Source organism: Stenotrophomonas sp. CFBP 13725, assembly GCF_014841935.1.
In the GTDB taxonomy this organism is placed as follows: domain Bacteria; phylum Pseudomonadota; class Gammaproteobacteria; order Xanthomonadales; family Xanthomonadaceae; genus Stenotrophomonas.
Genome location: NZ_JACYUV010000009.1, coordinates 31989 through 54637 on the forward strand (window position 1 = coordinate 31989; position 22649 = coordinate 54637).

Annotated in this window: 19 protein-coding genes; 8 read left to right on the forward strand and 11 right to left on the reverse strand. The window is 65.1% G+C overall.

Annotated features, from left to right (window positions below; translation table 11 throughout):
* Positions 1–8: 8 nt before the first annotated feature.
* From IFT65_RS14510 to IFT65_RS14520, 3 genes are read right to left on the reverse strand one after another with little or no spacing between them, the layout of a single operon-like run.
* The gene (locus IFT65_RS14510) at positions 9–566 is read right to left on the reverse strand and encodes a GIY-YIG nuclease family protein (RefSeq protein ID WP_192082017.1); all 558 of its coding nucleotides are present in this window, start codon (positions 564–566) and stop codon (positions 9–11) included.
* Positions 563–1291 carry a DNA-formamidopyrimidine glycosylase family protein gene (locus tag IFT65_RS14515; protein WP_192082018.1) on the reverse strand — a complete coding sequence of 243 codons (729 nt, stop codon included), beginning with the start codon at positions 1289–1291 and terminating at the stop codon, positions 563–565. Before IFT65_RS14515 ends, IFT65_RS14510 begins: the two co-directional genes overlap by 4 nt.
* On the reverse strand, positions 1284–2024 hold the full coding sequence (locus IFT65_RS14520; protein WP_342365896.1) for a DUF72 domain-containing protein: 741 nt from the start codon (positions 2022–2024) through the stop codon (positions 1284–1286). The genes IFT65_RS14515 and IFT65_RS14520 overlap by 8 nt, the downstream gene beginning before the upstream one ends.
* Positions 2025–2353: 329 nt before the next feature.
* Between IFT65_RS14520 and IFT65_RS14525 the strand changes: the two genes are divergently transcribed.
* Positions 2354–2971 carry a DNA-3-methyladenine glycosylase gene (locus IFT65_RS14525; RefSeq protein WP_192082019.1) on the forward strand — a complete coding sequence of 206 codons (618 nt, stop codon included), beginning with the start codon at positions 2354–2356 and terminating at the stop codon, positions 2969–2971.
* A 203-nt stretch (positions 2972–3174) separates the two neighbouring features.
* Here the strand turns inward: IFT65_RS14525 and IFT65_RS14530 are convergent, their stop codons facing one another.
* Positions 3175–7968 carry an ATP-dependent helicase gene (locus IFT65_RS14530; RefSeq protein WP_192082020.1) on the reverse strand — a complete coding sequence of 1598 codons (4794 nt, stop codon included), beginning with the start codon at positions 7966–7968 and terminating at the stop codon, positions 3175–3177.
* 168 nt (positions 7969–8136) lie between these two features.
* On the opposite strand from IFT65_RS14530, the gene IFT65_RS14535 reads away from it, so the two are divergent.
* The 3 genes from IFT65_RS14535 to IFT65_RS14545 all read left to right on the forward strand — a co-directional run bounded on the left by IFT65_RS14535 (position 8137) and on the right by IFT65_RS14545 (position 13602).
* Entirely contained in the window at positions 8137–9447 is a 1311-nt protein-coding gene (locus tag IFT65_RS14535) for an acetamidase/formamidase family protein (RefSeq protein ID WP_192082021.1), read from the forward strand.
* 782 nt (positions 9448–10229) lie between these two features.
* On the forward strand, positions 10230–12836 hold the full coding sequence (locus IFT65_RS14540) for a TonB-dependent receptor (RefSeq protein WP_192082022.1): 2607 nt from the start codon (positions 10230–10232) through the stop codon (positions 12834–12836).
* Between the two features lie 469 nt (positions 12837–13305).
* Positions 13306–13602: a hypothetical protein gene (locus IFT65_RS14545; RefSeq protein WP_192082023.1), complete on the forward strand. Its 297-nt coding sequence runs from the start codon at positions 13306–13308 to the stop codon at positions 13600–13602.
* A gap of 108 nt (positions 13603–13710) precedes the next feature.
* Here IFT65_RS14545 and IFT65_RS14550 read toward each other — a convergent pair whose 3' ends face one another.
* Positions 13711–14043 carry a hypothetical protein gene (locus IFT65_RS14550; RefSeq protein ID WP_192082024.1) on the reverse strand — a complete coding sequence of 111 codons (333 nt, stop codon included), beginning with the start codon at positions 14041–14043 and terminating at the stop codon, positions 13711–13713.
* A 91-nt stretch (positions 14044–14134) separates the two neighbouring features.
* Between IFT65_RS14550 and IFT65_RS14555 the strand changes: the two genes are divergently transcribed.
* Together IFT65_RS14555 and IFT65_RS14560 are read left to right on the forward strand one after the other, a co-directional pair.
* A complete protein-coding gene (locus IFT65_RS14555; protein ID WP_188325177.1) occupies positions 14135–14557 on the forward strand; it encodes a BLUF domain-containing protein in 423 nt (140 codons plus the stop codon).
* Positions 14558–14728: 171 nt separating this feature from the next.
* Complete coding sequence (locus tag IFT65_RS14560; protein ID WP_192082025.1) at positions 14729–15163, forward strand: H-NS family nucleoid-associated regulatory protein; 435 nt, start codon at positions 14729–14731, stop codon at positions 15161–15163.
* A gap of 119 nt (positions 15164–15282) precedes the next feature.
* Here IFT65_RS14560 and IFT65_RS14565 read toward each other — a convergent pair whose 3' ends face one another.
* The 3 genes from IFT65_RS14565 to IFT65_RS14575 all read right to left on the reverse strand — a co-directional run bounded on the left by IFT65_RS14565 (position 15283) and on the right by IFT65_RS14575 (position 17852).
* Positions 15283–15954, reverse strand: a complete 672-nt coding sequence (locus tag IFT65_RS14565) for a class I SAM-dependent methyltransferase (RefSeq protein WP_192082026.1) — start codon at positions 15952–15954, stop codon at positions 15283–15285.
* A gap of 56 nt (positions 15955–16010) precedes the next feature.
* Positions 16011–16796, reverse strand: coding sequence for a DUF3011 domain-containing protein (locus tag IFT65_RS14570; protein WP_192082027.1), 786 nt, complete (start codon positions 16794–16796; stop codon positions 16011–16013).
* Between the two features lie 186 nt (positions 16797–16982).
* Positions 16983–17852 carry an NmrA family NAD(P)-binding protein gene (locus IFT65_RS14575; protein ID WP_192082028.1) on the reverse strand — a complete coding sequence of 290 codons (870 nt, stop codon included), beginning with the start codon at positions 17850–17852 and terminating at the stop codon, positions 16983–16985.
* A gap of 111 nt (positions 17853–17963) precedes the next feature.
* On the opposite strand from IFT65_RS14575, the gene IFT65_RS14580 reads away from it, so the two are divergent.
* Together IFT65_RS14580 and IFT65_RS14585 are read left to right on the forward strand one after the other, a co-directional pair.
* Entirely contained in the window at positions 17964–18839 is an 876-nt protein-coding gene (locus IFT65_RS14580) for a LysR substrate-binding domain-containing protein (protein WP_192082029.1), read from the forward strand.
* A gap of 145 nt (positions 18840–18984) precedes the next feature.
* The gene (locus IFT65_RS14585; protein ID WP_192082030.1) at positions 18985–19476 is read left to right on the forward strand and encodes a hypothetical protein; all 492 of its coding nucleotides are present in this window, start codon (positions 18985–18987) and stop codon (positions 19474–19476) included.
* 167 nt (positions 19477–19643) lie between these two features.
* Here the strand turns inward: IFT65_RS14585 and IFT65_RS14590 are convergent, their stop codons facing one another.
* From IFT65_RS14590 to IFT65_RS14600, 3 genes are read right to left on the reverse strand one after another with little or no spacing between them, the layout of a single operon-like run.
* Positions 19644–20579, reverse strand: coding sequence for an NmrA family NAD(P)-binding protein (locus IFT65_RS14590; RefSeq protein WP_342365897.1), 936 nt, complete (start codon positions 20577–20579; stop codon positions 19644–19646).
* Positions 20579–21127: a TetR/AcrR family transcriptional regulator gene (locus IFT65_RS14595; protein WP_192082032.1), complete on the reverse strand. Its 549-nt coding sequence runs from the start codon at positions 21125–21127 to the stop codon at positions 20579–20581. The genes IFT65_RS14590 and IFT65_RS14595 overlap by 1 nt, the downstream gene beginning before the upstream one ends.
* A gap of 4 nt (positions 21128–21131) precedes the next feature.
* Complete coding sequence (locus IFT65_RS14600) at positions 21132–22625, reverse strand: MFS transporter (RefSeq protein WP_192082033.1); 1494 nt, start codon at positions 22623–22625, stop codon at positions 21132–21134.
* Between the last annotated feature and the right edge of the window lie 24 nt (positions 22626–22649).

A 22649-nucleotide genomic window follows, 5' to 3' on the forward strand; every position in this document is an offset into this window, starting at 1 on the left:
GATGGGCGTCACCCGTACCAGCGCACCACATGCGCAGGGAGCCACGGTCGCGGATCGATGTCGAGCGCTGCGTACGCGTCGAGCTGGTCACGCAACGCGTTTTCCACGGAAGGAGTGCGGTAGCGCAGGCTTTCTTCTTCCGGTAGTTGTGCGGCGGCCCAGTCATGCAGCCGGTCCACCCGTTGCAGCATCACCTGATGCAGCCACGGACGCAGGGCGTACACGTGGTGACCATGATCGGCCAGTCCCGCCACGGCATCGGCCAGCAGCGCGTTCGCCCCCCGCACCCACTCGGTCTTGCCACCGGCCTTTTCCTGCACGGTGAGTGGCGACGGTGCTTTGTGCAGGGCCAAGGGACGCCGCAGCTGCAACTCCAGGTCGCGCGCATCGCGCTGCGTCTCCGCCTCCACCAACCATCCCGCTTCCACATCGAAGAACTCGAACCAGCGCCGGTGCAGCGCACTGATGCGGCCCAGCGGGTCGCGCGAGAAGCCGATCTTGCAGAAGTCCTCCCATGCGCACGGGAATACATAGGCGAACCAGTGTCCATCCGTTCGCAGGTTCATGGCGCGGGCTGGCAGACGGGGCAGAAGAACGCGCGGCGCTGCGTGGTACCAAGATACTGCTTGCTGATGGGTCCGCCGCACTGCGGACAGATGCGCCGGGTATGCACCTGCCAGTGCTTCTTGAGCTCGAATGCCTTCTTCCATGCCAGGAAATCAAAGCTGTAGTCGCGGGCCTGCGCAATCACCTGGCCCAGCCTGCGTGGCGCGATCGCGTGAATCGGTGTGGCGGGATGCACGCGCGTACGGAACAGCACCTCGTTCTTGATGATGTTGCCCACGCCGGCAAAGATCGACTGGTCCAGCAACGCATCGCAGATCAACGTGTCCGGCTGGGCCTTCAAGCGGCGACGCGCAAGCCGGGGATCCCACTGCGGGCTCATCACATCGGTCCGCCAGTCGTAGGCATCGTCCAGGTCGCCTTCGATGTACTTCAACGAACACGTGTAGAGATTCAGCTCGCCGTTGTCGAACACAAGCGACGCACGTGCCGGGTTCGGCTTGCGCTCATCGATCCGCCAGGTACCAAACATCAGCAGGTGCGCGCGCAGGCTGAAGCCACGGAACTCAAGCAGGAAGTGCTTGCCCCAACTGCGCACGGACACGATCCGGCGGCCCTCCATGCGCGACAGGTCCAGGCTGCTGTTGCCGCTGGCATGGCGCACGGTCTTGTTGCGGAAACGCGCTGCGGCATCGCGCAGGATGACGATGGAGGGACCTTCAGGCATTTTCCTGCTCCAGCAAGGCCTGCAGCCGCAGGGCGTTGTCGATCGCAAAGCCGTGTGCAGTGTTGTCGAAGATCACCCAGCACGGCGTACCCGGGGTGGTGCTTGCACGAAGCTGGCCGGCCAGTTGCTGCAGCGCCTCTTCGCTGTACGCGCTGTAGTAGATGCGCGGGCTGCCGTGCCAGCGCCAGTATGCCCACGCCGGACTGGCGGCGGGAACCGCACCGGCCGGAACGCGCGGGGGATCCACGCCGACGCGGCTGATGTCATGGCGTTGCAGCAGGGCATCGGCTTCAGGCAGGAACCAGCTGGGGTGGCGCGGCTCGCAGGCTACCGGCAGCGCTGTACGCCGGCGCAGCATCGCAAAGAACGTCGACGCCACCCGTGCATCGAACGATAGCGCCGGCGGTAGCTGCAGCAGCAGACCGCCCAGGTGGTCGCCCAGATGGAGCGCTTCGCCCAGAAAACGGTCCAGCGGCGCACCCACCCCGCGCAGCGCCAGCTCATGCGAAATGAGCTTGGGGACTTTCACCGAGAAACGGAAGTCTGGCGGTACGGCCGCCGCCCAGCGCGCATAGGTCGCCGGCTGATGGGGGCGATAGAACGAGGAGTTGATCTCCGCGACGGTCAGGCGTGTAGCGTAGCGCTGCAACGCGCTGGCGCCTTCGCCGAAGCGATCTGCGTAGCGGCTGGGAATCGACCAACCGGCACAGCCTATCCGCACTGCCGATGCCACCGTCCGCTCTCCTCTGTTGGTGATTGACCAGGATCAAGCGTCCGCCGCCGCGCGTTACGGAACGGCGAAGCCCTGTGAAGCCGCAGCTGATGCGGGGCCTGGTTATCCAGCGGTGCTCCGCGGAATGGGCTCGCCGACGGACCGCTGCGCTCGCCGACCATGGGTCGGCGCTACCGATGGCGGCTGTGGTAGCGCCGAGCCGTGCTCGGCGGAATGGTCCCGCCGACGGCCCGCTGCGCTCGCCGACCATGGGTCGGCGCTACCGATGGCCGGGGGCCAAACGCTCCCTGTTGACCGGCCCGCTACGCCGTCCGGTGCATGCTGCGCCCATGTTCGAATTCACTGACGAATCCTGGTCCGTCCTGCCGCGCGACTTCTACAGGCGCCATCCGGCGGCGGTGGCCCCGGAACTGCTGAACAAGATCCTGGTCAGCGCGGACGGACGCGCGGCACGGATCGTCGAAGTGGAGGCCTACGCCGGCAGCGAAGATCCCGCGGCACACTCATTCCGCGGCATGACCGCACGAAACGCCACCATGTTCGGCGCACCCGGGCACCTGTATGTGTACTTCACCTACGGCATGCACTGGGGCAGCAACGCGGTGTGTGGCGAAGTGGGGGAAGGTGTGGGCGTACTGCTGCGTGCGGCTGAGCCCTTGCAGGGCATCGAGACGATGCAGCTGTCACGCCCCAAGGCGAAACGCGAGCGCGATCTGGCCAGTGGGCCCGGCAAACTGTCGCAGGCATTCGCGATCACGCGCGCGCTGGACGGTGCCGACCTGGTTACGGCCGACAGAGGCATCACGATCGTGGACGATGGCACGCCGCCGCCGTCGCACCCGGTCGTCGGACCGCGCATCGGCATCAGCCGCGCGGTCGAGTTGCCGTGGCGCTGGCACGTACGGGACAACCCGCACGTCTCGGTGCGTCCACCGCGAAAGGCCTGATGGGTCGCAATGCCCGGTAGCGCCGAGCCACGCTCGGCGGAGTGTTCCCGCCAACGGCCCGCTGCGCTCGCCGACCATGGGTCGGCGCTACCGATGCCCGCGATTGTCCGTAGCGCCGAGCCACGCTCGGCGGAGTGTTCCCGCCGACGGTCCGCTGCGCTCGCCGAGCATGGCTCGGCCCTACCGGCTACCGGGACGCTCGCTCACCCCTCCCATGACAAGCCGCGCGGTGCATTACGGAAGCCGGCTGCGCGCAGGGCATCGGTGATCGGCCCGCGACCGATCACCTCATCGTTGATGAGATCCAGGGTGAACGACAACCGCTTGCCACGTCGCAGTGCGATGGCCAGCGCCTGCGCCGCACTGGTCACCATCGCTGCGTGCGCAGGGTCATCATCCTCGAAGAAGGTCAGCAGATTGCGTCCGCCCTGCGCCAGATACATGCGCAGTTGCCCTGCGCCGATCACCACCAGTGCACCGGCGCGGCGCACGGGCCGTTGCCGTGCCGGGTGCGCCGGCCAAGGCAGCACCGTCCCATAAGGATTGGCAGGGTCGAGTACCGAAAGTCCAATAGCAACGTCCCTTCCCGCGGATACGCTGTCTTCGGCGAACTCGCGGAGCCGGTCCACGCTGCCGCGCTCCGCGAATTGCGCGCCGCCCAAGCCGTGCACGAAGCGTCCGCGCAGCACGCGCCCCGCATCCTCCATCCCCCGATAGACCTGTTGCAAGGCGGGGAACCCCCCTGCGATGCCTTCGGCTACTGCGGCGCCCCGGGTGACCACCCCGTGGCGATCCAGCAGCGCATCAGCCAGTGATACTGCACGCACGGTATCGCTGGCGGAGCCTCGCTGCAGCAACGACCAGCGACCCGCCAACGACGGGGCATCGTATGTAGCCGGCCCCTGCGCCCCAACGGATGCAGCCGGCGCGCTGTCTGCCATCTGGAATCCGGCAAAGCCACGGCGTCGACGCGACACACTGGCGGCACGGATGCGCGATTGCACACGCGCCCCGGACAGCGCGCGCAGTGGCGCCCAGATGTCCGTCGTCAGTTGTCCTGTCCAGACCAGATCCCACAGCGCGGCATGCAGGTTTTCAGGCGACAGCTCCACGCCTGGCGAACCGTCGGGGTCGGCCTGCATTCGCGCATGCACGCCCGCCGCAAGCTGCCGCGCGAAGAACGCACCGCCCCCGTCCAGCACGGACAGGATCAACGGCTGCAGGGGCGATGCCGTGTCTGCTTCCGCGCCGCCAGGTGCTGCAGGCAGCGTCTCGCCGGCCACATCCTGCAGGTCGAGCGAGACCAGCCCGTCGTCGTCACCGAGCCTGCCGTGCCCACACCACAGCACCGCGCCCGTGGCCAGCAACTCATCCAGCAACGCCGGCACATAGTCCCGAACACGGGCAGGCAGGATCTGGTTTTCCCAGATGGATATCGGCAACGGCACGCCGGCCAGCTGCTCGACCACCCGCACTACCCCGTCCACGCCCTCCATTGTCCCTTCACTGGCGTGGACATCGGGCAGGGCGGCATGTCCCACCGCGCCGCTCATCACGCCGTGCCGTTCGAGCAGCAACCGCGCGTATGCGTCCCCGGGCACGGGGCGGGTGGCCTCACGCGCTGCCTGCAGCGAGCGCACGCGCAGCCGACGGAAGACGTCTTCGCTCACCCACTCGTGATACGCCAACGGACTGATGTCCGGGTGGGCAGCAGCACCCGCTGCGACATTCACCGTGCCGAACGTGCCGCTCAACACCTTGCCCTGCTCGCCAAGACGAGACAATGCCGCATCGGCGACTGCAACACCCAGGCCGAATCGCTCGGCCATGTCCGCAGTGAAAAACGGGGCGTGCGTACGCGCGTAGCGTGCAATCAGTTCCCCCAGCGGATCAGCGCTGGGCGTGCGGAAGGCCTCCGGCACATCGGCGGGCAAGACACTGCCCAACGCATCGCGCAGCTTCCCTGCATCTTCCACTGCGGCCCAGTACGCCGTGCCCGCGATGCGTACCGGCAGCGCGCGGCGCTCGTCATGCAGCAGTTGTATGAAGCCTTCGGCGCTGCCATGGCCATCCTGCAGGCGCGCACCGATCTCTTCCGTGGTCAGCGGACCCAGCTCGCGCAGCAGATCGGCGACGCCCTCCTTGCCCTTGGCCAGGCGATCGGTAGCGAGCCGTTGCAGCTCATCGCCGACGCGCTGCACGACGGCGGTGTCCAGCAGTTCGCCCACATCCACCTGGCCCAGCAGGTCGCCCAGCAGCCCACTGTCCAGCGACAGGATGGACGCGCGACGCTCCGCCAGTGGCACATCGGTGCCGTACATGAACTCGGCAACGTAGCCGAACAACAGGTTGGCCGCGAACGGCGACGGCACCTCGGTGGTGACCTCGGCGATCTGTACCGCGCCGTCCACCAGGCGCTGCATGAGTGCACCAAGCGCCTGCAGATCATAGACATCCTGCAGGCACTCGCGGGCGGTTTCGATCAGGATCGGGAAATCCGGGTAGGCACGCGCCACGTCCAGAAGCTGCCCCGCACGGAGGCGTTGCTGCCACAGCGGTGAACGCCGACCGGGTGTCCGCCGCGGGAGCAGCAAGGCACGCGATGCACACTCGCGGAACCGCGCGGCAAACAGGGCCGAGCCACCCACTGCCGCCGTGACGCTGCGCTGCAGGGCATCGGGATCGAACAGGAACAGCTCCGCCCCCGGCACACGCCCCGTACTGTCCGGGATACGCGCCATGATGCCGTCTTCGCTCGCCACCACCGACGGATCCACGTGCCAGCGCTCACGGATACGTTCGGCAATGGCCAATGCCCACGGATCGTGCACGCGGCGTCCATAGGGCGAGTGCAGCATCACCCGCCAATCGCCCAGCTCATCGCGGCAGCGCTCCACCACCAGCTGCCGGTCGGTTGGCAGCACGCCGGTCGCCTCGCGCTGTTCTTTCAGCAGGCTGAGCATGTTCTTGATCGCACGCGCATCCAGACCGCATGCCTGCAGCCGCGAGGCCAGCGCTTCCGGCAACGCGCCGTCGGCACGTGCAGCCGGTTCGAGCGCTGCGAAAAAGGCACCGATGGCCAGGCCGAGCTCGGCCGGCCGTCCCGCATTTTCGCCGCGCCAGAAAGGCAGGCGTGCAGAGCGGCCTGGGGCCGGGGTCACGATCACCTGGTCGTGGGTGATCTGCTCCACCCGCCACGAGGTGGCGCCGAGCGTGATCACATCGTTGACCCGCGACTCGTGCACCATTTCCTCGTCAAGCTCACCCACACGGCGCGAGCCCGCGCGCTCCTCGCCTTCCGGGAGCACCACGCTGAACATGCCGCGATCCGGAATGGTGCCGCCGCTGGTGATTGCCAGTTGCTTCGCACCGGGCCGCGCGGTCAGTTGGCCGCTGTCCCGGTTCCACACCACCTTCGGACGAAACCCGGCGAAGTCGTCCGACGGATAGCGGCCTGCCAGCATGTCCAGCACCGCATCGAAGGCACTGCGTGGCAGCTCGCGATACGGCGCTGCGCGACGCACGCAGGCATACCACGCATCCACGTCGAGCGGATCCATCGCGACTGCGGCCACCGTCTGCTGGGCCAGCACATCCAACGGATTGCGCGGCGGATCCACTGCCTCGATGCGACCGGCCAGCATGCTGTCCACGATCACCGCCGCATCGATCAGATCGCGACGTGTGCGTGGGTAGACGAAGCCGGTGGACACACCCCCGACCTGATGGCCGGCACGGCCCACCCGCTGCAAGGCGCTGGCCACCGACGGCGGCGCGGCCACCTGGATCACCAGGTCCACCAGTCCCATGTCGATACCCAGTTCCAGACTGGACGTCGCCACCACGCAGCGCAGTTCGCCGGACTTGAGCGCGACCTCGATCTCACGACGCTGTTCTTTGCTCACCGACCCGTGGTGGGAACGCGCGATCAACGGCTCCGCACCGTCCGAACGCCCGGACGTGCCGCCATTGAAGGAACCGTAGGCGGTGGCTTGCAGGGCCTGTGCCGGTTGTTCACCCGCAGCCTGCGCAAGGCGCTCCGCGTACAGGGCGTTGAGGCGCGCCGTGAGCTTTTCCGCCACACCGCGCGAGTTGGCGAAGACGATCGTCGAGCGCCAGCGCAGTACCTCATCCAGGATGCTGGCCTCCACGTGTGGCCAGATCGAGCCCACCCGTGACGACTGCTCGCGGCCACCCGTCGCGGGCCCGTGCGTGGGCAGGTCGGCCATGTCGTCCACCGGCACCACGATGCGCATCGCCAGATGCCGCGGAGACGGTGGCTGCACGACGCGTACCGGCCGGTCGCCGCCGAGGAACCGCGCGACTTCGTCGACAGGGCGAACTGTCGCCGACAGGCCGATACGCTGCGCAGGTGCCGGCAGCAGCGCCTCCAGCCGCTCCAGGCTGAGCGCGAGATGTGTACCGCGCTTGGTGCCGGCGACCGCATGGATCTCGTCGATGATCACCGTATGCACGTTGCGCAAGGTGTCCCGCGCCTTGGACGTGAGCATCAGGAACAGCGATTCGGGTGTGGTGATCAGGATGTCCGGGGGGCGGCGCAGCAGGCGGGCGCGCTCGGCCGGGGTGGTGTCGCCACTTCGGATCGCGACGCTGAGGTCCACTTCCGGATCACCACGGCGTGCACGCTCGGCACGCACGCCCTGCAGCGGGATCTGCAGGTTCCGCTGCACGTCCGAGCCCAATGCCTTGATCGGCGAGATGTACAGCACGCGGGTAGCGGCGCGATCAGGGCCGGGCACGGTTTGGGCCGAACGTGCCTGCTGATCGCGTTCGCTGAACAGCTGGTCGATGGCGTGCAGGAAGGCGGCCAGTGTCTTGCCCGATCCCGTCGGCGCGATCACCAACGTGTGCTGGCCCTCGCTGATGGCTTGCCACGCCTGTACCTGTGCGGGGGTGGCGGCCGGAAAGGCGTGAGCAAACCACGCGCGCGTGGCGGGACCAAAGACTTCAGGAAGTGCGTCGAGGGGGCTGGGCATGACCCCATTATGCGAGCGGCCGCGTGCAGGCCGGCATGACGGGGCTGCTGCGTCGGGTGCCGGTGGACCCGACCGCTGCTCGCGTTACCTTGGACACTGGGGCGGCGGTTATATAGCAACTAGGCTGCGCTGCATGCACCGCCCGGTGCCTTGCGGAAGCGCCCTGCCATGACGATTGCCTGGAAACTGACTTCGCTGCTGCTGGCCGCCGCACCGCTTGATGCATTCGCCGCCGAGCAATGGATCATCGGCACCGACCTGTGGGGCAACACGAGCTACCAGACACTGCAGTTGGACGCCCACGGGGAACGCCTGCAGGGCACGCTGGATGGTGACGCGGTGGCAGGTTCGCGCACAGACGGCGGCTTTTCCTTCACTGTCACGGACAAGGAGGGTCAGGTCAGCCACTACCGCGGTCGCATCGACGACGCGCGGATGCGTGGGGAGAGCGATCAGCCGGACACCAATGATCGCGCAGCTCGCGCCGTCCACGCGTTCACCGGTTGGCGTGTCCCGGATCGCAAGCAGTCCGCCCCGCAGGTGCATCGGTTCACGCCAACGGATTATTCCAACACCTTCAGTGCGGATCGTCCGCCGGTACTGGTCATCCATCCCGGCGATTCCGTGCAGACCCGCACGCTGGATTCGGGTGGCGTAGACGAGCGGGGCATCACCCGGGCGCTGTACGGCAATCCCCAGGTCGGTCCGTTTTTCGTTGTCGGCGCAGAAGCCGGCGACACCTTGGCCATCACCTTGGTCTCGTTGAAGCTCAACCGCGATTACGCCGACAGCCTGGATGGCCTCGTCGACCGTCTGAAGACTGCTCGCGTAGCCGGTGAAGCTTCTGCGCTGGGCAAGCCGGTACGCTGGCAGTTGGACCGTGCGCGTGGCATGGCCCGTCCACAGGGGGCGTCCGGCGCACTCAAGGGTTTCGAGGTACCGGTGAAGCCGATGCTGGGTGGGCTGGCACTGGCCCCGGGTTTCGGCTATCCCCCGATCTCCACGGGCGACACCCATGTGTTCGGCGGCAACATGGACTTCAATGCGGTTGTCGAAGGCAACACGGTGTTCTTGCCCGTGCAGCAGCCCGGCGCCTTGTTGTACCTGGGCGATGGGCATGCGTTGCAGGGTGATGGCGAGACCACGCAGTGGGCGCTGGAGACCTCGCTGGATGTCATCGTGAAGGTGGAACTGGTGAAGCGACAGTCCATCGCGACCCCGCGCGTTGAATCCCCGGCCCAGCTGATGGCGCTGGGGCAAGGCGGCTCCAGCGACGACGCCTTGCGTCTTGCTACGGCCGGCATGCTGCAATGGCTCCGACAGTCCTATGGATTGACGCTGTCCGAGGCGACGCAGGTGCTTGGCGTGGCCGTGCAGTACAACGTGGCCAACCTGGCCGGACGGAGCGTGGGCGTTGCCGCGAAGATCGACAAGACAGTGTTGCGGACACTGACACCCGTGGCTGCCCCGGCGAAGTAACGCCTGGCAGTTGCGCTCTCGGTAGCGCCGAGCCGTGCTCGGCGGCTTGCCGGTCCGTGCACGGGTGCCTGACCCAGGCCGCTGCGCTCGCCGAGCGTGGCTCGGCGCTACCACAGCGCAAAGCTCCGCCACCTGGTAGCGCCGAGCCGTGCTCGGCGGCTTGCCCGTCTGGTGCACGCACGCCTGATCCAGGCCGCTGCGCTCGCCGAGCGTGGCTCGGCGCTACCACCGCGCTCCACCGTCACTTGGTAGCGCCGAGCCGTGCTCGGCGGCTTGCCGGTCCGGTGCGCGGACGCCTGACGCATGCCGCTGCGCTCGCCGAGCGTGGCTCGGCGCTACCACCCCGCTCCGCCGCCACCTGGTAGCGCCGAGCCGTGCTCGGCGGCTTGCCAGTCCGGTGCACGGGTGCCTGATGCAGGCCCCTGCGCTCGCCGAGCGTTGCTCGGCGCTACCACCCCGCTCCGCCGCTGCTCGGTAGCGCCGAGCCGTGCTCGGCGGCTGGCCGGTCCGGTGCATGGGCGCCTGATGCAGGCCGCTGCTCGGCGGCTTTCCGGTCCGGTGCACGCACGCCTGACGCAGGCCGCTGCGCTCGCCGAGCGTGGCTCGGCGCTACCACCCCCACACCCACCCAACCGCCAGACTCAGCACACATTCGTTGCAGTACGGTTTAAGTTCTGTTAACTATTGCTGCAGCGCACCAGAACCTCTGGCACGCAAGGAGAACCAAGGAATGAAGACCTGACCTGACCCGAAATCCCACAATCCGACTGCAAGGTGCATGCATGAACTACCGCATTGGCAAGTGTGTTCACGCTCCGAAAGCCTTTTCGCCATTGGCATCTGCAGTACACGTGGCGCTGGCCACCGCCCTGTTGACCACAGGCTCCATCGCGGTGGCGCAGGACCGAAACACCTCACCCACCGCCGAAGCCGCCACCCTGGACACCGTGTCCGTGCTGGGCAGCCGTACCAAACCGCGCACCGTCTCATCATCTGCCGTGCCGATCGACATCATCAGCGGTGACGAGTTCCGCAACCAGGGTGCCACCGACGCACTGGACCAGCTCAAGGTGCTGGTGCCGTCCTTCAACGTCAGCACGATCCCCATCGACGATGCCGCCAGCCTGGTGCGGCCAGCCAACCTGCGCGGCCTGCCGCCGGACAACACGCTGCTGCTGATCAACGGCAAACGCTTCCACCGCGCTGCGGTGATCACGTTCCTGGGGCATGGCCTGTCCGACGGTGCACAGGGTCCGGACCTGTCGGCGTTCCCGTCGCTGGCGCTGGAGCAGGTGGAGGTGCTGCGCGATGGTGCAGCGGCCCAGTACGGGTCGGATGCGATCGCGGGGGTGATCAACTTCGGCCTGAAGAAACTGCGCGAAGGCGGCAGCGCCGAGGTGTTCACCGGCAAGTACTACGAGGGCGATGGCCTGACCACGCAGTATTCGGCGCAGATCGGACTGCCACTGACCGAGCGCGGCTTTGCCACGCTGACCGCTGAGTGGCGCAAGGCGGACGACACCTCGCGCAGTGTGCAGCGGGACGATGCGGGCGCCGCGGCGGCGGCCGGATACCCGGGCGTAGGCGATCCCGCGCAGGTGTGGGGTTCACCGAAGGTCGACGATGACCTGAAGCTGGTCTACAACCTCGGCCTGTCCACCGATACGGTGGATTTCTATCTGTTCGGCAACTACGCCAAGCGCGATGTCGACGGTGGGTTCTACTACCGTGATCCAACGGCGCGCTCCGGGGTGTACTCCAACGATGGCGGCGATACCCTGCTGGTCGGCAACCTGACCGGTGCAGGCGCGTGCCCGACCATTGCACTGCGCGACGGTGCCGGCAACCTGCTGCCGTACAGCGGGGTCAGCGGCGCAGTCGCCGCCTTGCCCGCCAACTGCTACACCTTCCTGTCCAGCCTGCCTGGTGGCTTTACGCCGCGCTTCGGCGGCTCGCTGGAAGATACCTCGGTGGTCGCCGGGGCAAAGGGCACCTGGGACGAGTGGTACTGGGACGTCAGCGGGTCGTGGGGCCGCAACGACATCGACTTCGTCATCTACAACACAGTCAATGCATCGCTGGGCCCGAACCAGCCGGCCGGTCTCTCTTTCCGCCCAGGCGGCAATACCCAGACCGAAAAGAACCTCAACGTCGATGTCAGCCGCGATATCACCACGACCTTCAGCAGCCAACCGCTGCGGTTGGCCATGGGCGCGGAATGGCGCGAAGAAAGCTTCACGATCAGTCCGGGTGACGGACCGTCGACGGCCATCGGTCCACTGACCGACCAAGGCTTCGCCTTGGGTTCCAACGGCTTCAACGGGTTCAGCGCGCGAACGGCCGGCACCTTCGACCGACGCAACTGGGCGGCCTACGCCGATCTGGAAGCGCAGCTCACCGAACGCTTCCTGCTGGCCGGCGCGCTGCGTTATGAGGACTACGATTCCTTCGGCAGTACCACCATCGGCAAGCTCACCGCGCGCTTCGACTTCACCCCTAACTTCGCGCTACGTGGTGCCGTCAACACCGGCTTCCGTGCACCTACGCCGGGCCAGGCCAACATCAGCCAGATCAGCACGGTGTTCGGGGGCACGGCCCTGGAAGACATCGCCACGCTGCCGCCGACCGATCCGATCGCGCAGCTCAAGGGCGCACGACCGCTCACGCCGGAGGAGTCAACGAACATCTCGCTGGGCGCGGTGTGGACCGACGGCGACTGGCTGGTCACCGTGGATGGTTACCAGATCAAGGTGGAGGACCGCATCGCCCTGAGCACCAGCTTCGCGGTGACGCCGGAAGAACGCGCGGCGCTGGTGGCGGGCGGCAACCCGGAAGCCGCGTCGATCTCGCAGGTGACCTACTTCGGCAACGCATTCGACACCACCACCACCGGCGTGGATCTGGTCACCAGCTATCGCAGCGACCATTTCGGTGGCACCACCACGTACTCGCTCGCCGCCAACTGGAACCGCACCGAGGTCGACCGCTACGACACCGACTTCATCGATGCGGCGCGCGTCTACAAGCTGGAGGAATCCCTGCCGAAGACAAAGGGCTACTTCAGCATCAACCACCAGCGGCAGATCTTCCATGCCAACCTGCGCTTGAACTATTACGGGTCGTGGTACGAAGACCATCTGGACAGTGGCGTGATCTCCGCAGCGGACGGCGGCCTGCCCATCCATGCCGGCAGCGCGCTGCTGGTGGATGCAGACGTGGGCTGGAACTTCGACTCTGGACTTTACTTCAGCGTCGGCGCGCAGAACCTGTTCGACCGCGTGCCTTCAAAGAATCCCTGGGCGGGCGTCGCTGGCGCCGAGTACCCGGTCCATTCGCCGTATGGCTTCAACGGCGGGTTCTATTACGCGCGGGTGGGGTGGAAGTTCTAGGCCGTTCTTCCGGGAGGCAGGCGGCGGGCCAGGGAAGTGCCTGCCGCCTGTTTCATCCGCACGCCGCTAATCCGCATAGAGCCTGACAGGCAAAAGGCCGTCCATGCCTTCTGCGTCCACCAAGCGTGATCCCGAGCGAACTGGGTGTCGCGTATTGCATCCCGCCATCGTCTTTCACAGATTTCCTCATGGACGCGGGAGTGTGGACTTACGCACGATGATGACGCTGGCGCCATCACGACGTCGGCCGGGATTGGCATCCTGTTTGTGCAACACGATTTGGCTCTGTTCTGCCCTCGGGGCACGGCGGAGAATGCACTGCATCGTCTTCCGGTCATACGGCGGGCGGTGTGTGGGGATCCCTGATCCGCCGGCCCTTTTTCGTGTTGTACACCGGTATGCCAACCCGCATCGCCCGCCACCCAGCGCTTCCGCGCGGGTGGCTTCAACGCACTGTGAGGTCGCTTGCATGAGCTCTTCCGATCTTCCCCCTACCCCGCCGCTGCGCCTGATCGCATCCGCGGAAAACGCTGATCGTTCTACAGACAGCGTCAGCTTGGACCTGCAGCGGACCGGGCGCGTCGTGGTGTCCGTTCGCGTGCTGCGCGCCTTGGATGCCACCTTGGAAATCCTGCAGGCCGAGCATATCGCCCGATGCGATGGCGATATCGCTTCGCTGTTGGGTGAGCATCTGACCGATGGCTTGCTGGTGGCCGCCCGCGAGCTGGTCAGGGCGTCGGCGAGTCCGCATCTGGATCGGCCGTAACGCCTTTCTACCTGCCTGCACAAGGCTATCAGGCGGGCGCTTTGTACCCTGCGCGCGGCCAGTCTGGCGGCATCCAGCATCGGCAACTCGGTAGCTCTTCCTTTCAGCCTACCGGCCGAGTGCCGCATTGCTCAACGTCTGTACCGTCGCGCAGTTCTCGCATTTGACGACCAGCCCACCAAACAGCTGTTGGATGTCCCGTTCCTCGATGCACGTGATATGGCCACAGCGCTTGCATTCGGCATGAATGGTCTGCACAAACGCAATGGCGCCATCGGGTCCCTTTGCCGCTTGGAAATCTCTGATTCGGAATACGCCGGTGTCAATCATCAGGTCAGTCTCGAATGATCTGACCGCCAACGTAGCCAACCGCGCGTAAGGGGAGTTCCATGCCAGCGTGATCCCGGCATCAAGACGCGCCATGGCGTGAGAACGGGTCAAGATAAATCGTTCAGGTTTTCCTCCTCTGTGATGAACGCGTTAAGTGTTAGCGTTCTCAGTCCAGAGTGTGTTGCGTCATGAGGTGCCGGGAATGCCTGTAAGGGCGTTGGTGTACGTAAGTAAGGTTTCTCCAAAGATCAGCCCTCCTGAGCTGGAAGTGCTTGTAAACAATGCACAGACGTTCAACCGCACGGCGGGAGTGAGCGGTGTCTTGCTGTTCGACGGTGCGCGCTATCTGCAGTACCTGGAGGGGCCAGAGGATGGCGTAACTGCCGTCTATGGTCGGATCCATCAGGCGACGCGGCACACGCAGATCGAGGTCATTGCCCAGGGGCATGCCGGTTCACGCTATTTCCCGTATTGGCCCATGAAGAAGTTCGACGTGGACCCGGAGACGTTCGATGCGGTCGCGCAGGCCAGCTGGGCAGGTTTCGCCCCCAGCGCGGCGGAAGGTAGCGCCACCGCAGTGGGCCGCCTGATCGACGTCGTGGGCGTACATCCAGTCCGCGATTGACCCGTCACATCGGTAGCGCCGAGCCACGCTCGGCGGAATCTGTCAGCGACTGATGCCCACCATACCGCTGCGCTCGCCGCACACCGACTTGGCTCAGCGTTACGTTGATCGCAGCCGCATGCCCGCATTTGCTATCTTGCCCCGGCCCTTCCACTGCCTCACCGGAATCCCATGCCGCGCGTGTCCCCAGGCGTTCGATCCGCCTCCACTGCAAAAGCCGCACTTGAACAGGAAATCGCACGCTCAGGCCTGAACGACCAGGCGCTGCTGCGTGCCGCCACCAAGGAAGCCTTCGAGCGGGTGAACCTGCTGCTCAAGGCGTACTACGCCGATTTCAGCCCGAAACAACAGGCGCTTATCCTGGCAACCGTTGGTGCCAAGGCGACCTCGAGCGTGGCGTCCCGCGAGACGCCTGCCAAGGCAGCGCGCCTGGCCAAGCGGCCGACAGAGGAGCTTCCGCCGCGTTTCTGGCTGCCGTTCAGTGGCGAGACGTGGTCAGGCCGTGGCCGCCCGCCCAACGCATTCCTTGCCTGGGAAGGCACCGTGGCGCACACCGAGTGGAAGAAGCGCCATCCTGATGAGCGGTTTCCGCTTTATCCGGGTTGATGCGGGGAGATTATCAAGAGCAGGCGACTGAGGGCTGCCGATCGACGGCAGCCGACTGAAGTCGGCTCTACCCGGCATAGGCGAATCACCTGCGGAACGGCAGCCGACTGAAGTCGGCTCTACCCGGCGTAGGCGACCCACCCGCGGAAGGAAAGCGCCGCGTAGAACAGGCGGGGTTCAATGAACCCGGCCTCTTCCAGCAGCGACACTTCGCGCTCGGGTGAGAGCGTGGGCAACCTGCTCGCCAGCGCCTCGGCGCGCGCGGCGAGGTCGTCATCAGTACCCCCACGCGCCATTGCGAATGCGGCCCAGCGCTGTAGCCATACCCTTTTCTCGGTGGGTTCGTCAGGCACGCTGTGATGGGCAATGACCAAGGGAGCCCCCGGTTTGAGCCTACGTTTCAGCTCGCGAAGCGTATGCAACCGCTCGTCCGGCGACAGAAAGTGCAGCGTCAGCAGGCACGTCGCGCCATCGAAGAGCACGTCGGGTGCATCGTCGATATAGCCCTGGATCAACTCGCCGTGCAGCGACAGGTCGCCAAGCGTGTGGTGCGCAAGCGCCAGCATTTCGGCCGATGGGTCAACGCCCACCAAGCGCCACGTCGGGCTCGCCTCCGCAAATGCCCGCATTTCGACCCCACCCCCGGCACCGAGCACGAGCACCTGCCCGTGTGCAGGCACCCGCTCGGCCAGCAGCACCTGCGCCATCTGATGTAGGGCATGCACACCTGGCACGTTGCGCACCAGGTTATCGATGTACTGCGATACCGCAGCGGGATCAGAAAACGACATGGCGGCCATCTCTTCGAGGTTGACCGCAAATGTAACACTTACGATTACATTAAACGTCAGGGCTGCCTGCGCATGCGGGTCAGCGACTGCACGGTGCCGTCGTCGTTGGCCATGCAGAGGTAACGTCCGTCCGGATAATCGATGATCAGCTCGGTCACTTGTTCATTGACCGGCACGCGGGTGACCACGCGGCCTTCCGCATTGGCCCGGTCGTCGCAGGCGGCCGACGCCCCTCGCCCATCAGCCCGCGATTCGGTGGGTCGCCCTCGCGATGACGTATTGCGGAACACCGCACGGCACCCGTCCTTGACCCAGATCGAGTGGCGGTTGAGGTCCCAGTTCTCACCCTTTACGCAGCGCGTGCTGCTCAGCTGACGAACGACCCGTACATCGCCGCGGGTGTCCATGTCGCACTCGGTCTGCTTGCGGTCACGCGATTCGCAGGTCACCTCGGCCGGCAACGCCCCCTCGCCACGGTCGGTGGCAGGACGATCATGACGGTGCCGTTCGCCGTCATCCGACTGACCCGCGCTGCCCACCTGGCAGACCCCGTTGGCGCCGCCCTTGCCGGTATAGCTCATCTGCACGCCGCCATCGGGCGAACGGTTGATGGACAAGGTGACGCCGCTGCTCGCGTCACGCGCCTCATAGTAATTGTCGTTGAAGCGTTTCAACTGCGTCTGGCGGCCGTTGATGTAGACCGGGCCGCCCTCATCGGCGTGCACCTCGATGGCGCCCGGGCAGGTGCCGTTGAAGAGCGGGATGGCCGCGTTGGCCGCGGGAGAAACGCCCGCCAAGGGGGTCAGCAGAACGACTGCGGCAAGGTGCGAGAACCTGAACATGGTGAGCATCCGTGAGACCTGTCGAGGAAAGCGGACGATAGCAGTCACGTCATGGGCTCGGTGTCTACACAGTGATGGGGACACTGCTGCGTCCCCCCTCCGCGATCATGGCCGTCAACTACTCGGTGACGGCGGCCGTTTCCATTTGCCTCCGGGTGGCAGGCCCTGCATCACGGTAGCCTCTATTCACGCCTTCGACGTTGCCTCACGCACGAACGCTTCATAGGTGCGCAGCGGGTGCCCCAGTATCGCCTGCAGCCGTTCGACAGATCCCTCTGCAGCCTGCATGCCGTGCAGCTGGATGCCCGCCAACATCAGGCGCATGTCATACGCCAGCCAGGACGGTGCATAGGAGGCCATCTGCGCCTCGAACGCCGCCACGTCATCACCGGCGTAAGCCACCTCACGGCCCAGTGCGGTGCTCCACGCGGCCGCCACCGATGCGCCCGTCATGGCCTGCGGGCCCACCAGTTCCAGGGTCAGCGCCTCCAGCGCCGCCGGTGCACGGTCACGTCGCAGCAGCTCCGCCACAGCGATCTCTGCGATGTCGCGCGCATCGATCATGCACACGCCGGCCGAGCCGATCGGCATCGGGTACACGCCATGGTCCTGGATGGTCTGCTGGACCATCAGCTCGTTCTGCATGAAGTACGCCGGACGCAGCACGGTGGCCGCAATGCCGAGGCTCTCGATCATGCGCTCGACCGTGTGCTTGCCGGTGAAGTGCGGCACGTTGGTGAAGGTGTCGGCATGGATCACGGACAGATAAACGATGCGTTCGACGCCCGCTTCCTGCGCAAGGTTCAACGTGATCAGCGCCTGCGTTACCTCGTCGGGCGTGACCGCGTTCAACAGGAACAAGGTGCGGACCGAAGACAGCGCGGCGCGGATCGACGGGACGTCGGTCAGGTCGCCCACCACTTCGGTGACGCCGGCAGGAAAGGCGCGCTTGCCGCGTGTGCGGACCAGCGCCTTGACGTCGGCACCGGCACCGGCCAGGCCCTCGACAACCAGTGCACCGACAGTGCCCGTGGCACCAGTAACGAGAATGCTCATGTGAAACTCCTTCAACGGATGGATGGGGATCGGACGAGCAAACGATAGTCCGTTGCAGTATCAAAACGCAGACCACATTATGTAGACCCGCCGTCTCATCTATGAAACACCATGGACCTCAATGATCTGGGCGACTTCCTGCTGGTCGCGGCCAGCGGCGGATTGGGCAAGGCCAGTCGGGCCAGCGGCAGATCCAAGGCGACCCTGTCCCGCCGGATCTCCGATCTGGAGGACCAGTTGGGCGTGCGGCTGGTGGAGCGCAGCGCGCGCGGCCTGATCCTGACCGAGGCCGGCCAGATGCTGGTCAACCGCATCGAATCCCCACTGGGAGAGGTGGCCGAGGCCATGGCTGCCGCGCGGGATGGCGTTTCCTCTCCACGCGGCGTGCTGCGCATCGCCGCCCCCGTGCTCTTTTCGCAGCTGGCCATGGGGCGCATCGGTGCAGACTTCTGCGCCGCCTATCCGGAGGTGACCGTCGAGGTCGTGGCCGAGGACCGCATGGTCGACCTCATTGAAGAACACTTCGATGTGGTGATCCGGACCAATCCGCGGCCAGACAGCGCTCTGGTCGGTCGCTGTTTCGCCAAGGACCGGCTGGTGGTGGTTGCCGCGCCCGGCGTGGCGATGCCAGAGCGCGGCACCGTCCGCGCGGTGCCTGCAATTGTCGCCGCCACCTTCCAGCCCGGGCACTGGAATCTCGACGACGGACGCCTGATTCTGGAGCCCATTCCGCGGCTGCGATTCTCCTCGTTCCTGATGATCCGCGATGCCGCGCTGGCCGGTGGCGGCGCCGCGCAGATCCCCGCGTCCATCGCGCAGCAGCACATCGCCAGTGGCGCGCTCATCCAGTGGGGCGTAATCACCGGTGCCGAGCCCGCGCTGTGGGTACTGCACACCTCGCGCCGGTTGGCCACGCCGAAGGTGCGCGCCTTCGTGGACTTCATCTGTGCGCGCTACCCGGATATGGCCCTGACATTGCAGGGGTAGGGAATGATCGACGGTAGCGCTGGTGTCCAACGCACTGCGCAACCAAGCGATCACCCTGCCGCATCGTAGACTTGGCGCGTCCGCGTCACGGCCATTCGGGCCGGCGCCATTCGAGACACTGCAATGCAACCCGGAGTTACCTGTGATGATCCTGACGCAATGGATGGCGTGTGTGCGTGGCGTTCCTTTGAAAAGCCTGGCACCCCTGCTTGTTGGCGTACTGGCGGCCCCGGCCGCGCATGCGCTGGACACCGCGCAGTGGCAGGCCGTCGCGCCGGCGCTTCAAGCGGCGCTGGAATGTCGCACGAAACCTGACACCACCGGTGCGGCGTGGACGTCGCTGCCCCGCGATGCGGAGGGCGGAATCGCCGCCATCAAGCCACCCGCGCCGTTCCTGGTATTCGGCCTGCCGGTACGCGAGGTGGCCATCTTCATCGACGCCAGTGGCGAACTGGGCGAAAGCTACACCGCCGACCTGGGTGCGAGCCTGGCCGCTGTCCGCAAGGCGGCGAAACTCAACGCCGAGGATGGGCGCACCACCCCGATGGGCGACCTGACGCTGGGCGGAGACACCTCGCCGAAGCTGACGTGCACGGTGGCAGGCGCGTACGACGAAAGCGATTATCAGGAAAACTGATTTTGTTCCTGCTGGTGTAGGGTATCGGACCCATGGAGCCAAGGCTGTCTTCCACAGCCTGGGTTAACCAACGGCGCGCTCATGATTGACGCGGAGTCGATGGGGCTTACGGAGTTCCTCTAACCATTGGGTGTCCGCTTCCGGCCAGAAGCGGGCGTAGTTCATCATCAGTGGTTTACGCTGTTCCACAGTCCATTCGCCGATGCAATGGTCGCGAAATCTCTGAAGTCACGGGCGGGCCTCCCCAGAACGTGCTCCACATCTCCTGAGATGCTTTCCAACTTGTGATTGGCAATGTCCGTGTAGAGCGCGCCGAGAGTGTGCGCCCAACCTTCAGGTATACCCAAACTTATCTGTTCTGCTACGTATTCCTCTGTGCTCAGCGCAGCATAACGAACACGTCGTTCTGTTACGCGGCTGATTTCCTCGGCTACGTCGGCAAAGCCAAGTAGGCGTGGGCCAGTGAGTTCGTAGTACTTGCCCCCGTGCTGCTCATCCGTCAAGGCCAAGGATGCCACTTCGGCGATGTCATCGGCATCTACGAAAGCCTCTTTGCCCGTTCCAGTGGGCAAGCGAAGCTCTCCGGAAAGGACAGGGTCCAGAAGAAAATCTTCACTGAAGTTCTGATTGAACCATCGCAGACGCAAGCTAGTGAGGACGAGACCCGCCGAGACTACGCCTTGTTCTGCCGCCCGCACGGAGTTGGAGAAATCGCTTCCGTCGTCGGGAGTCGAAGCAAGCACTGCGCGGGTCGCACCCTTCGCAACTGCGACCTTGGCGAATTCGGAAACCTGCAACGCAGCCTCCATCCTACCCAGCCCTGGATGGACAATGTAGATCGAATCTACCCCGTCAAGGGCGTCTGACCACGTTCGGTCGTCTTCCCAGTCAAACGGCAAGGTGGATCTGCGCGAGACTGCACGCACAGCATGTCCGGCTTTCACGAGAATCTTAGCAACACGGCTTCCTGTCTTCCCCGTTGCGCATGTGACGAGGATCATATTCTCTGACATATTCAAACCTTTAGCATTGAGTCCAGGGGTTGCGAAGCACTGCCGTTTCCGAAGTTGGGATGTTGTCCTGAGCCGGAATAGTGGACTCATTACCGACGCGACTGATTGTCTAAAAAACCCAAAATTCGCGAAGTCACCAATCTCTTGAGTTCAGGTGAGAGCTCATTCCGTGAAAGCGCCTCGTGCACCCATAGACCATCGGCTGCCAAACGTGCAACGAAGTTGTCAAGATGGCCCGCTGAACTCAGCGCCTTGTCCAGTGGAGGCGCCCAGCGGTCCAGCACATCGAACCAAGCATTGGCATTTCCTTGGATGGATACGGAATCAAGAAGGAAGCGAAGCTCCGCAGCCGTGGCGCCGTGGGCACATGTGGCGACGTAGGCCTCGTACCGCTCCAAGGTGCTAGCTGCCGCTACGGGCTTGCCGGCATTCTGCTCCATCATGGCCTCCCAACGCCCTGCGAGATAATCATGCATGGCCGTCAACAACTGCTCCCGCGAAGCGAAGTGATACACAACACCGCTGCGGGTCAGGCCGGCTTCCTGGCAGACCGATTCAAACGTAACGGCGTCTACACCATCTCTGTCAACGATGCGGGTTGCCGCTTCAAGTATTTTTGATCTATTACTAGGGCGCATGATCTCAGTGCGAAGTGGTGACGGATGGTTCCCCCGTCCGATGGTCTCGCAGCAGATGCCATGTGACCAGTGCCCCGCCTAACGTGATGACACCTACCACGGCTATTGCGATGGTGTAAGCGCGATCATAGGAGCGCCCTAGAGCAACGACGGTCTGCGAGTCGCCGGTTCTATTGGCCATCGCCAGTGCATCGGCTACGCCACCAGCTCCGATGCCGCTGGCGAAATTCGTGAAGAGTGCAGCGACCAGGCTGCCGAGGATGGCGACGGCAAGCAGACTTCCAAACTCGTATGACACTTCTTCGACGGAGGACGCCATGCCGGCCCGTTCCGCCGGTACATTGCCGATGATCGCGCTTGAGGCAACGGACATTACCGAACCCAGCCCGAATCCGGTCAGCAGGAATCCGCCGACAAACAGCGCGACCCCCTCCCCCATCCTGAAACTGAGGGTAGCAAGGGCGATACCCGCGGCCGCTACGAAAAGGCCGCCAGCGATCAAAGGCCGCAGCCCCGTGCGGTGCAGGATAGCACCGCCGATAAGCGCGCTCGGCAGGCAACCCACGGCGACGGCAGAGACCAGCAGCCCGGCTTCTATGGGACTGAACCCTGCGATCATCTGGAACCGTTGCGTTGTCAGCAGTTGGAGCCCGCCAATAGCAAACATGGCGGCACCCGCTGCCAGGGTGCCCGAGGCGAACGCTTTGTTACTGAAGATGGCAAAGTCCAACAGCGGATGCGGCAAACGCTTCTGACGCCGGACAAACGCAGCACCCGCTACCGCAGCTACACCCGCCGAGAGGGCGGCTTCCCGCCAGGACGGTGGCGTGTGCGCGATCGACTTGATGGCGAACACCAGTCCAGAGAGAGCAAACAACGCAAGGATCGAGGACAGCAGATCCCACGACATGGAACGATCCGGCTCTTCATGCGGCGCGTAGGCGATCGCAGCCAGTACGGCAACAAGCACCACCGGGACGTTGATCAAGAAGACCGAGCCCCACCAAAAGTGGTTGAGCAGCACGCCGCCGACGATAGGCCCCAGCGCGCTACCGACAATCGATAGCGAGCCCCATACGGCAACAGCGAAGTTTCTTTCACGCTGATCCGTGAAAGCGACCCTGATCAGAGCCAACGTGGCCGGCATCATCGCAGCGGCACCAATCGCGAGCACGGCGCGTGCAGCGATCAAAAGGTTCGCACTTGGTGCGAAAGCTGCGGCTACCGATGCGCAGCCAAAAATGCCCAGACCGATGAGAAACATGCGCCGATGCCCTACCCGATCCCCCAACGTTCCTGCGCCAAGCAGGAGACCGGCCATGACCAACGGGTACGCATTGATGATCCAAAGGGCCTGCTGCTCGGTCGCATGCAGCTCCTCACTCAGCGTGGGCAGTGCGGTGTACAGGACTGAGTTGTCGAGCGTGATCAGCAGCAGCCCGGACGCAACGGTTACGAGCAGCTTCCAGCGATGTACATGTGCTGTTTCGGCTTGCATGAGACGCTTCCGCACGTTGACGTG

What these genes read in the sequence shown, in the direction of transcription:
- IFT65_RS14600 (WP_192082033.1), bottom strand. Translation starts at nt 22,625, where the DNA reads ATGCAAGCCGAAACAGCACATGTACATCGCTGGAAGCTGCTCGTAACC.
- IFT65_RS14530 (WP_192082020.1), bottom strand. Translation starts at nt 7,968, where the DNA reads ATGCCCAGCCCCCTCGACGCACTTCCTGAAGTCTTTGGTCCCGCCACG.
- IFT65_RS14595 (WP_192082032.1), bottom strand. Translation starts at nt 21,127, where the DNA reads ATGCGCCCTAGTAATAGATCAAAAATACTTGAAGCGGCAACCCGCATC.
- IFT65_RS14580 (WP_192082029.1), top strand. Translation starts at nt 17,964, where the DNA reads ATGGACCTCAATGATCTGGGCGACTTCCTGCTGGTCGCGGCCAGCGGC.
- IFT65_RS14515 (WP_192082018.1), bottom strand. Translation starts at nt 1,291, where the DNA reads ATGCCTGAAGGTCCCTCCATCGTCATCCTGCGCGATGCCGCAGCGCGT.
- IFT65_RS14510 (WP_192082017.1), bottom strand. Translation starts at nt 566, where the DNA reads ATGAACCTGCGAACGGATGGACACTGGTTCGCCTATGTATTCCCGTGC.
- IFT65_RS14545 (WP_192082023.1), top strand. Translation starts at nt 13,306, where the DNA reads ATGAGCTCTTCCGATCTTCCCCCTACCCCGCCGCTGCGCCTGATCGCA.
- IFT65_RS14540 (WP_192082022.1), top strand. Translation starts at nt 10,230, where the DNA reads ATGAACTACCGCATTGGCAAGTGTGTTCACGCTCCGAAAGCCTTTTCG.
- IFT65_RS14555 (WP_188325177.1), top strand. Translation starts at nt 14,135, where the DNA reads ATGCCTGTAAGGGCGTTGGTGTACGTAAGTAAGGTTTCTCCAAAGATC.
- IFT65_RS14585 (WP_192082030.1), top strand. Translation starts at nt 18,985, where the DNA reads ATGATCCTGACGCAATGGATGGCGTGTGTGCGTGGCGTTCCTTTGAAA.
- IFT65_RS14575 (WP_192082028.1), bottom strand. Translation starts at nt 17,852, where the DNA reads ATGAGCATTCTCGTTACTGGTGCCACGGGCACTGTCGGTGCACTGGTT.
- IFT65_RS14570 (WP_192082027.1), bottom strand. Translation starts at nt 16,796, where the DNA reads ATGTTCAGGTTCTCGCACCTTGCCGCAGTCGTTCTGCTGACCCCCTTG.
- IFT65_RS14525 (WP_192082019.1), top strand. Translation starts at nt 2,354, where the DNA reads ATGTTCGAATTCACTGACGAATCCTGGTCCGTCCTGCCGCGCGACTTC.
- IFT65_RS14560 (WP_192082025.1), top strand. Translation starts at nt 14,729, where the DNA reads ATGCCGCGCGTGTCCCCAGGCGTTCGATCCGCCTCCACTGCAAAAGCC.
- IFT65_RS14535 (WP_192082021.1), top strand. Translation starts at nt 8,137, where the DNA reads ATGACGATTGCCTGGAAACTGACTTCGCTGCTGCTGGCCGCCGCACCG.
- IFT65_RS14590 (WP_342365897.1), bottom strand. Translation starts at nt 20,579, where the DNA reads ATGAGTCCACTATTCCGGCTCAGGACAACATCCCAACTTCGGAAACGG.
- IFT65_RS14565 (WP_192082026.1), bottom strand. Translation starts at nt 15,954, where the DNA reads ATGTCGTTTTCTGATCCCGCTGCGGTATCGCAGTACATCGATAACCTG.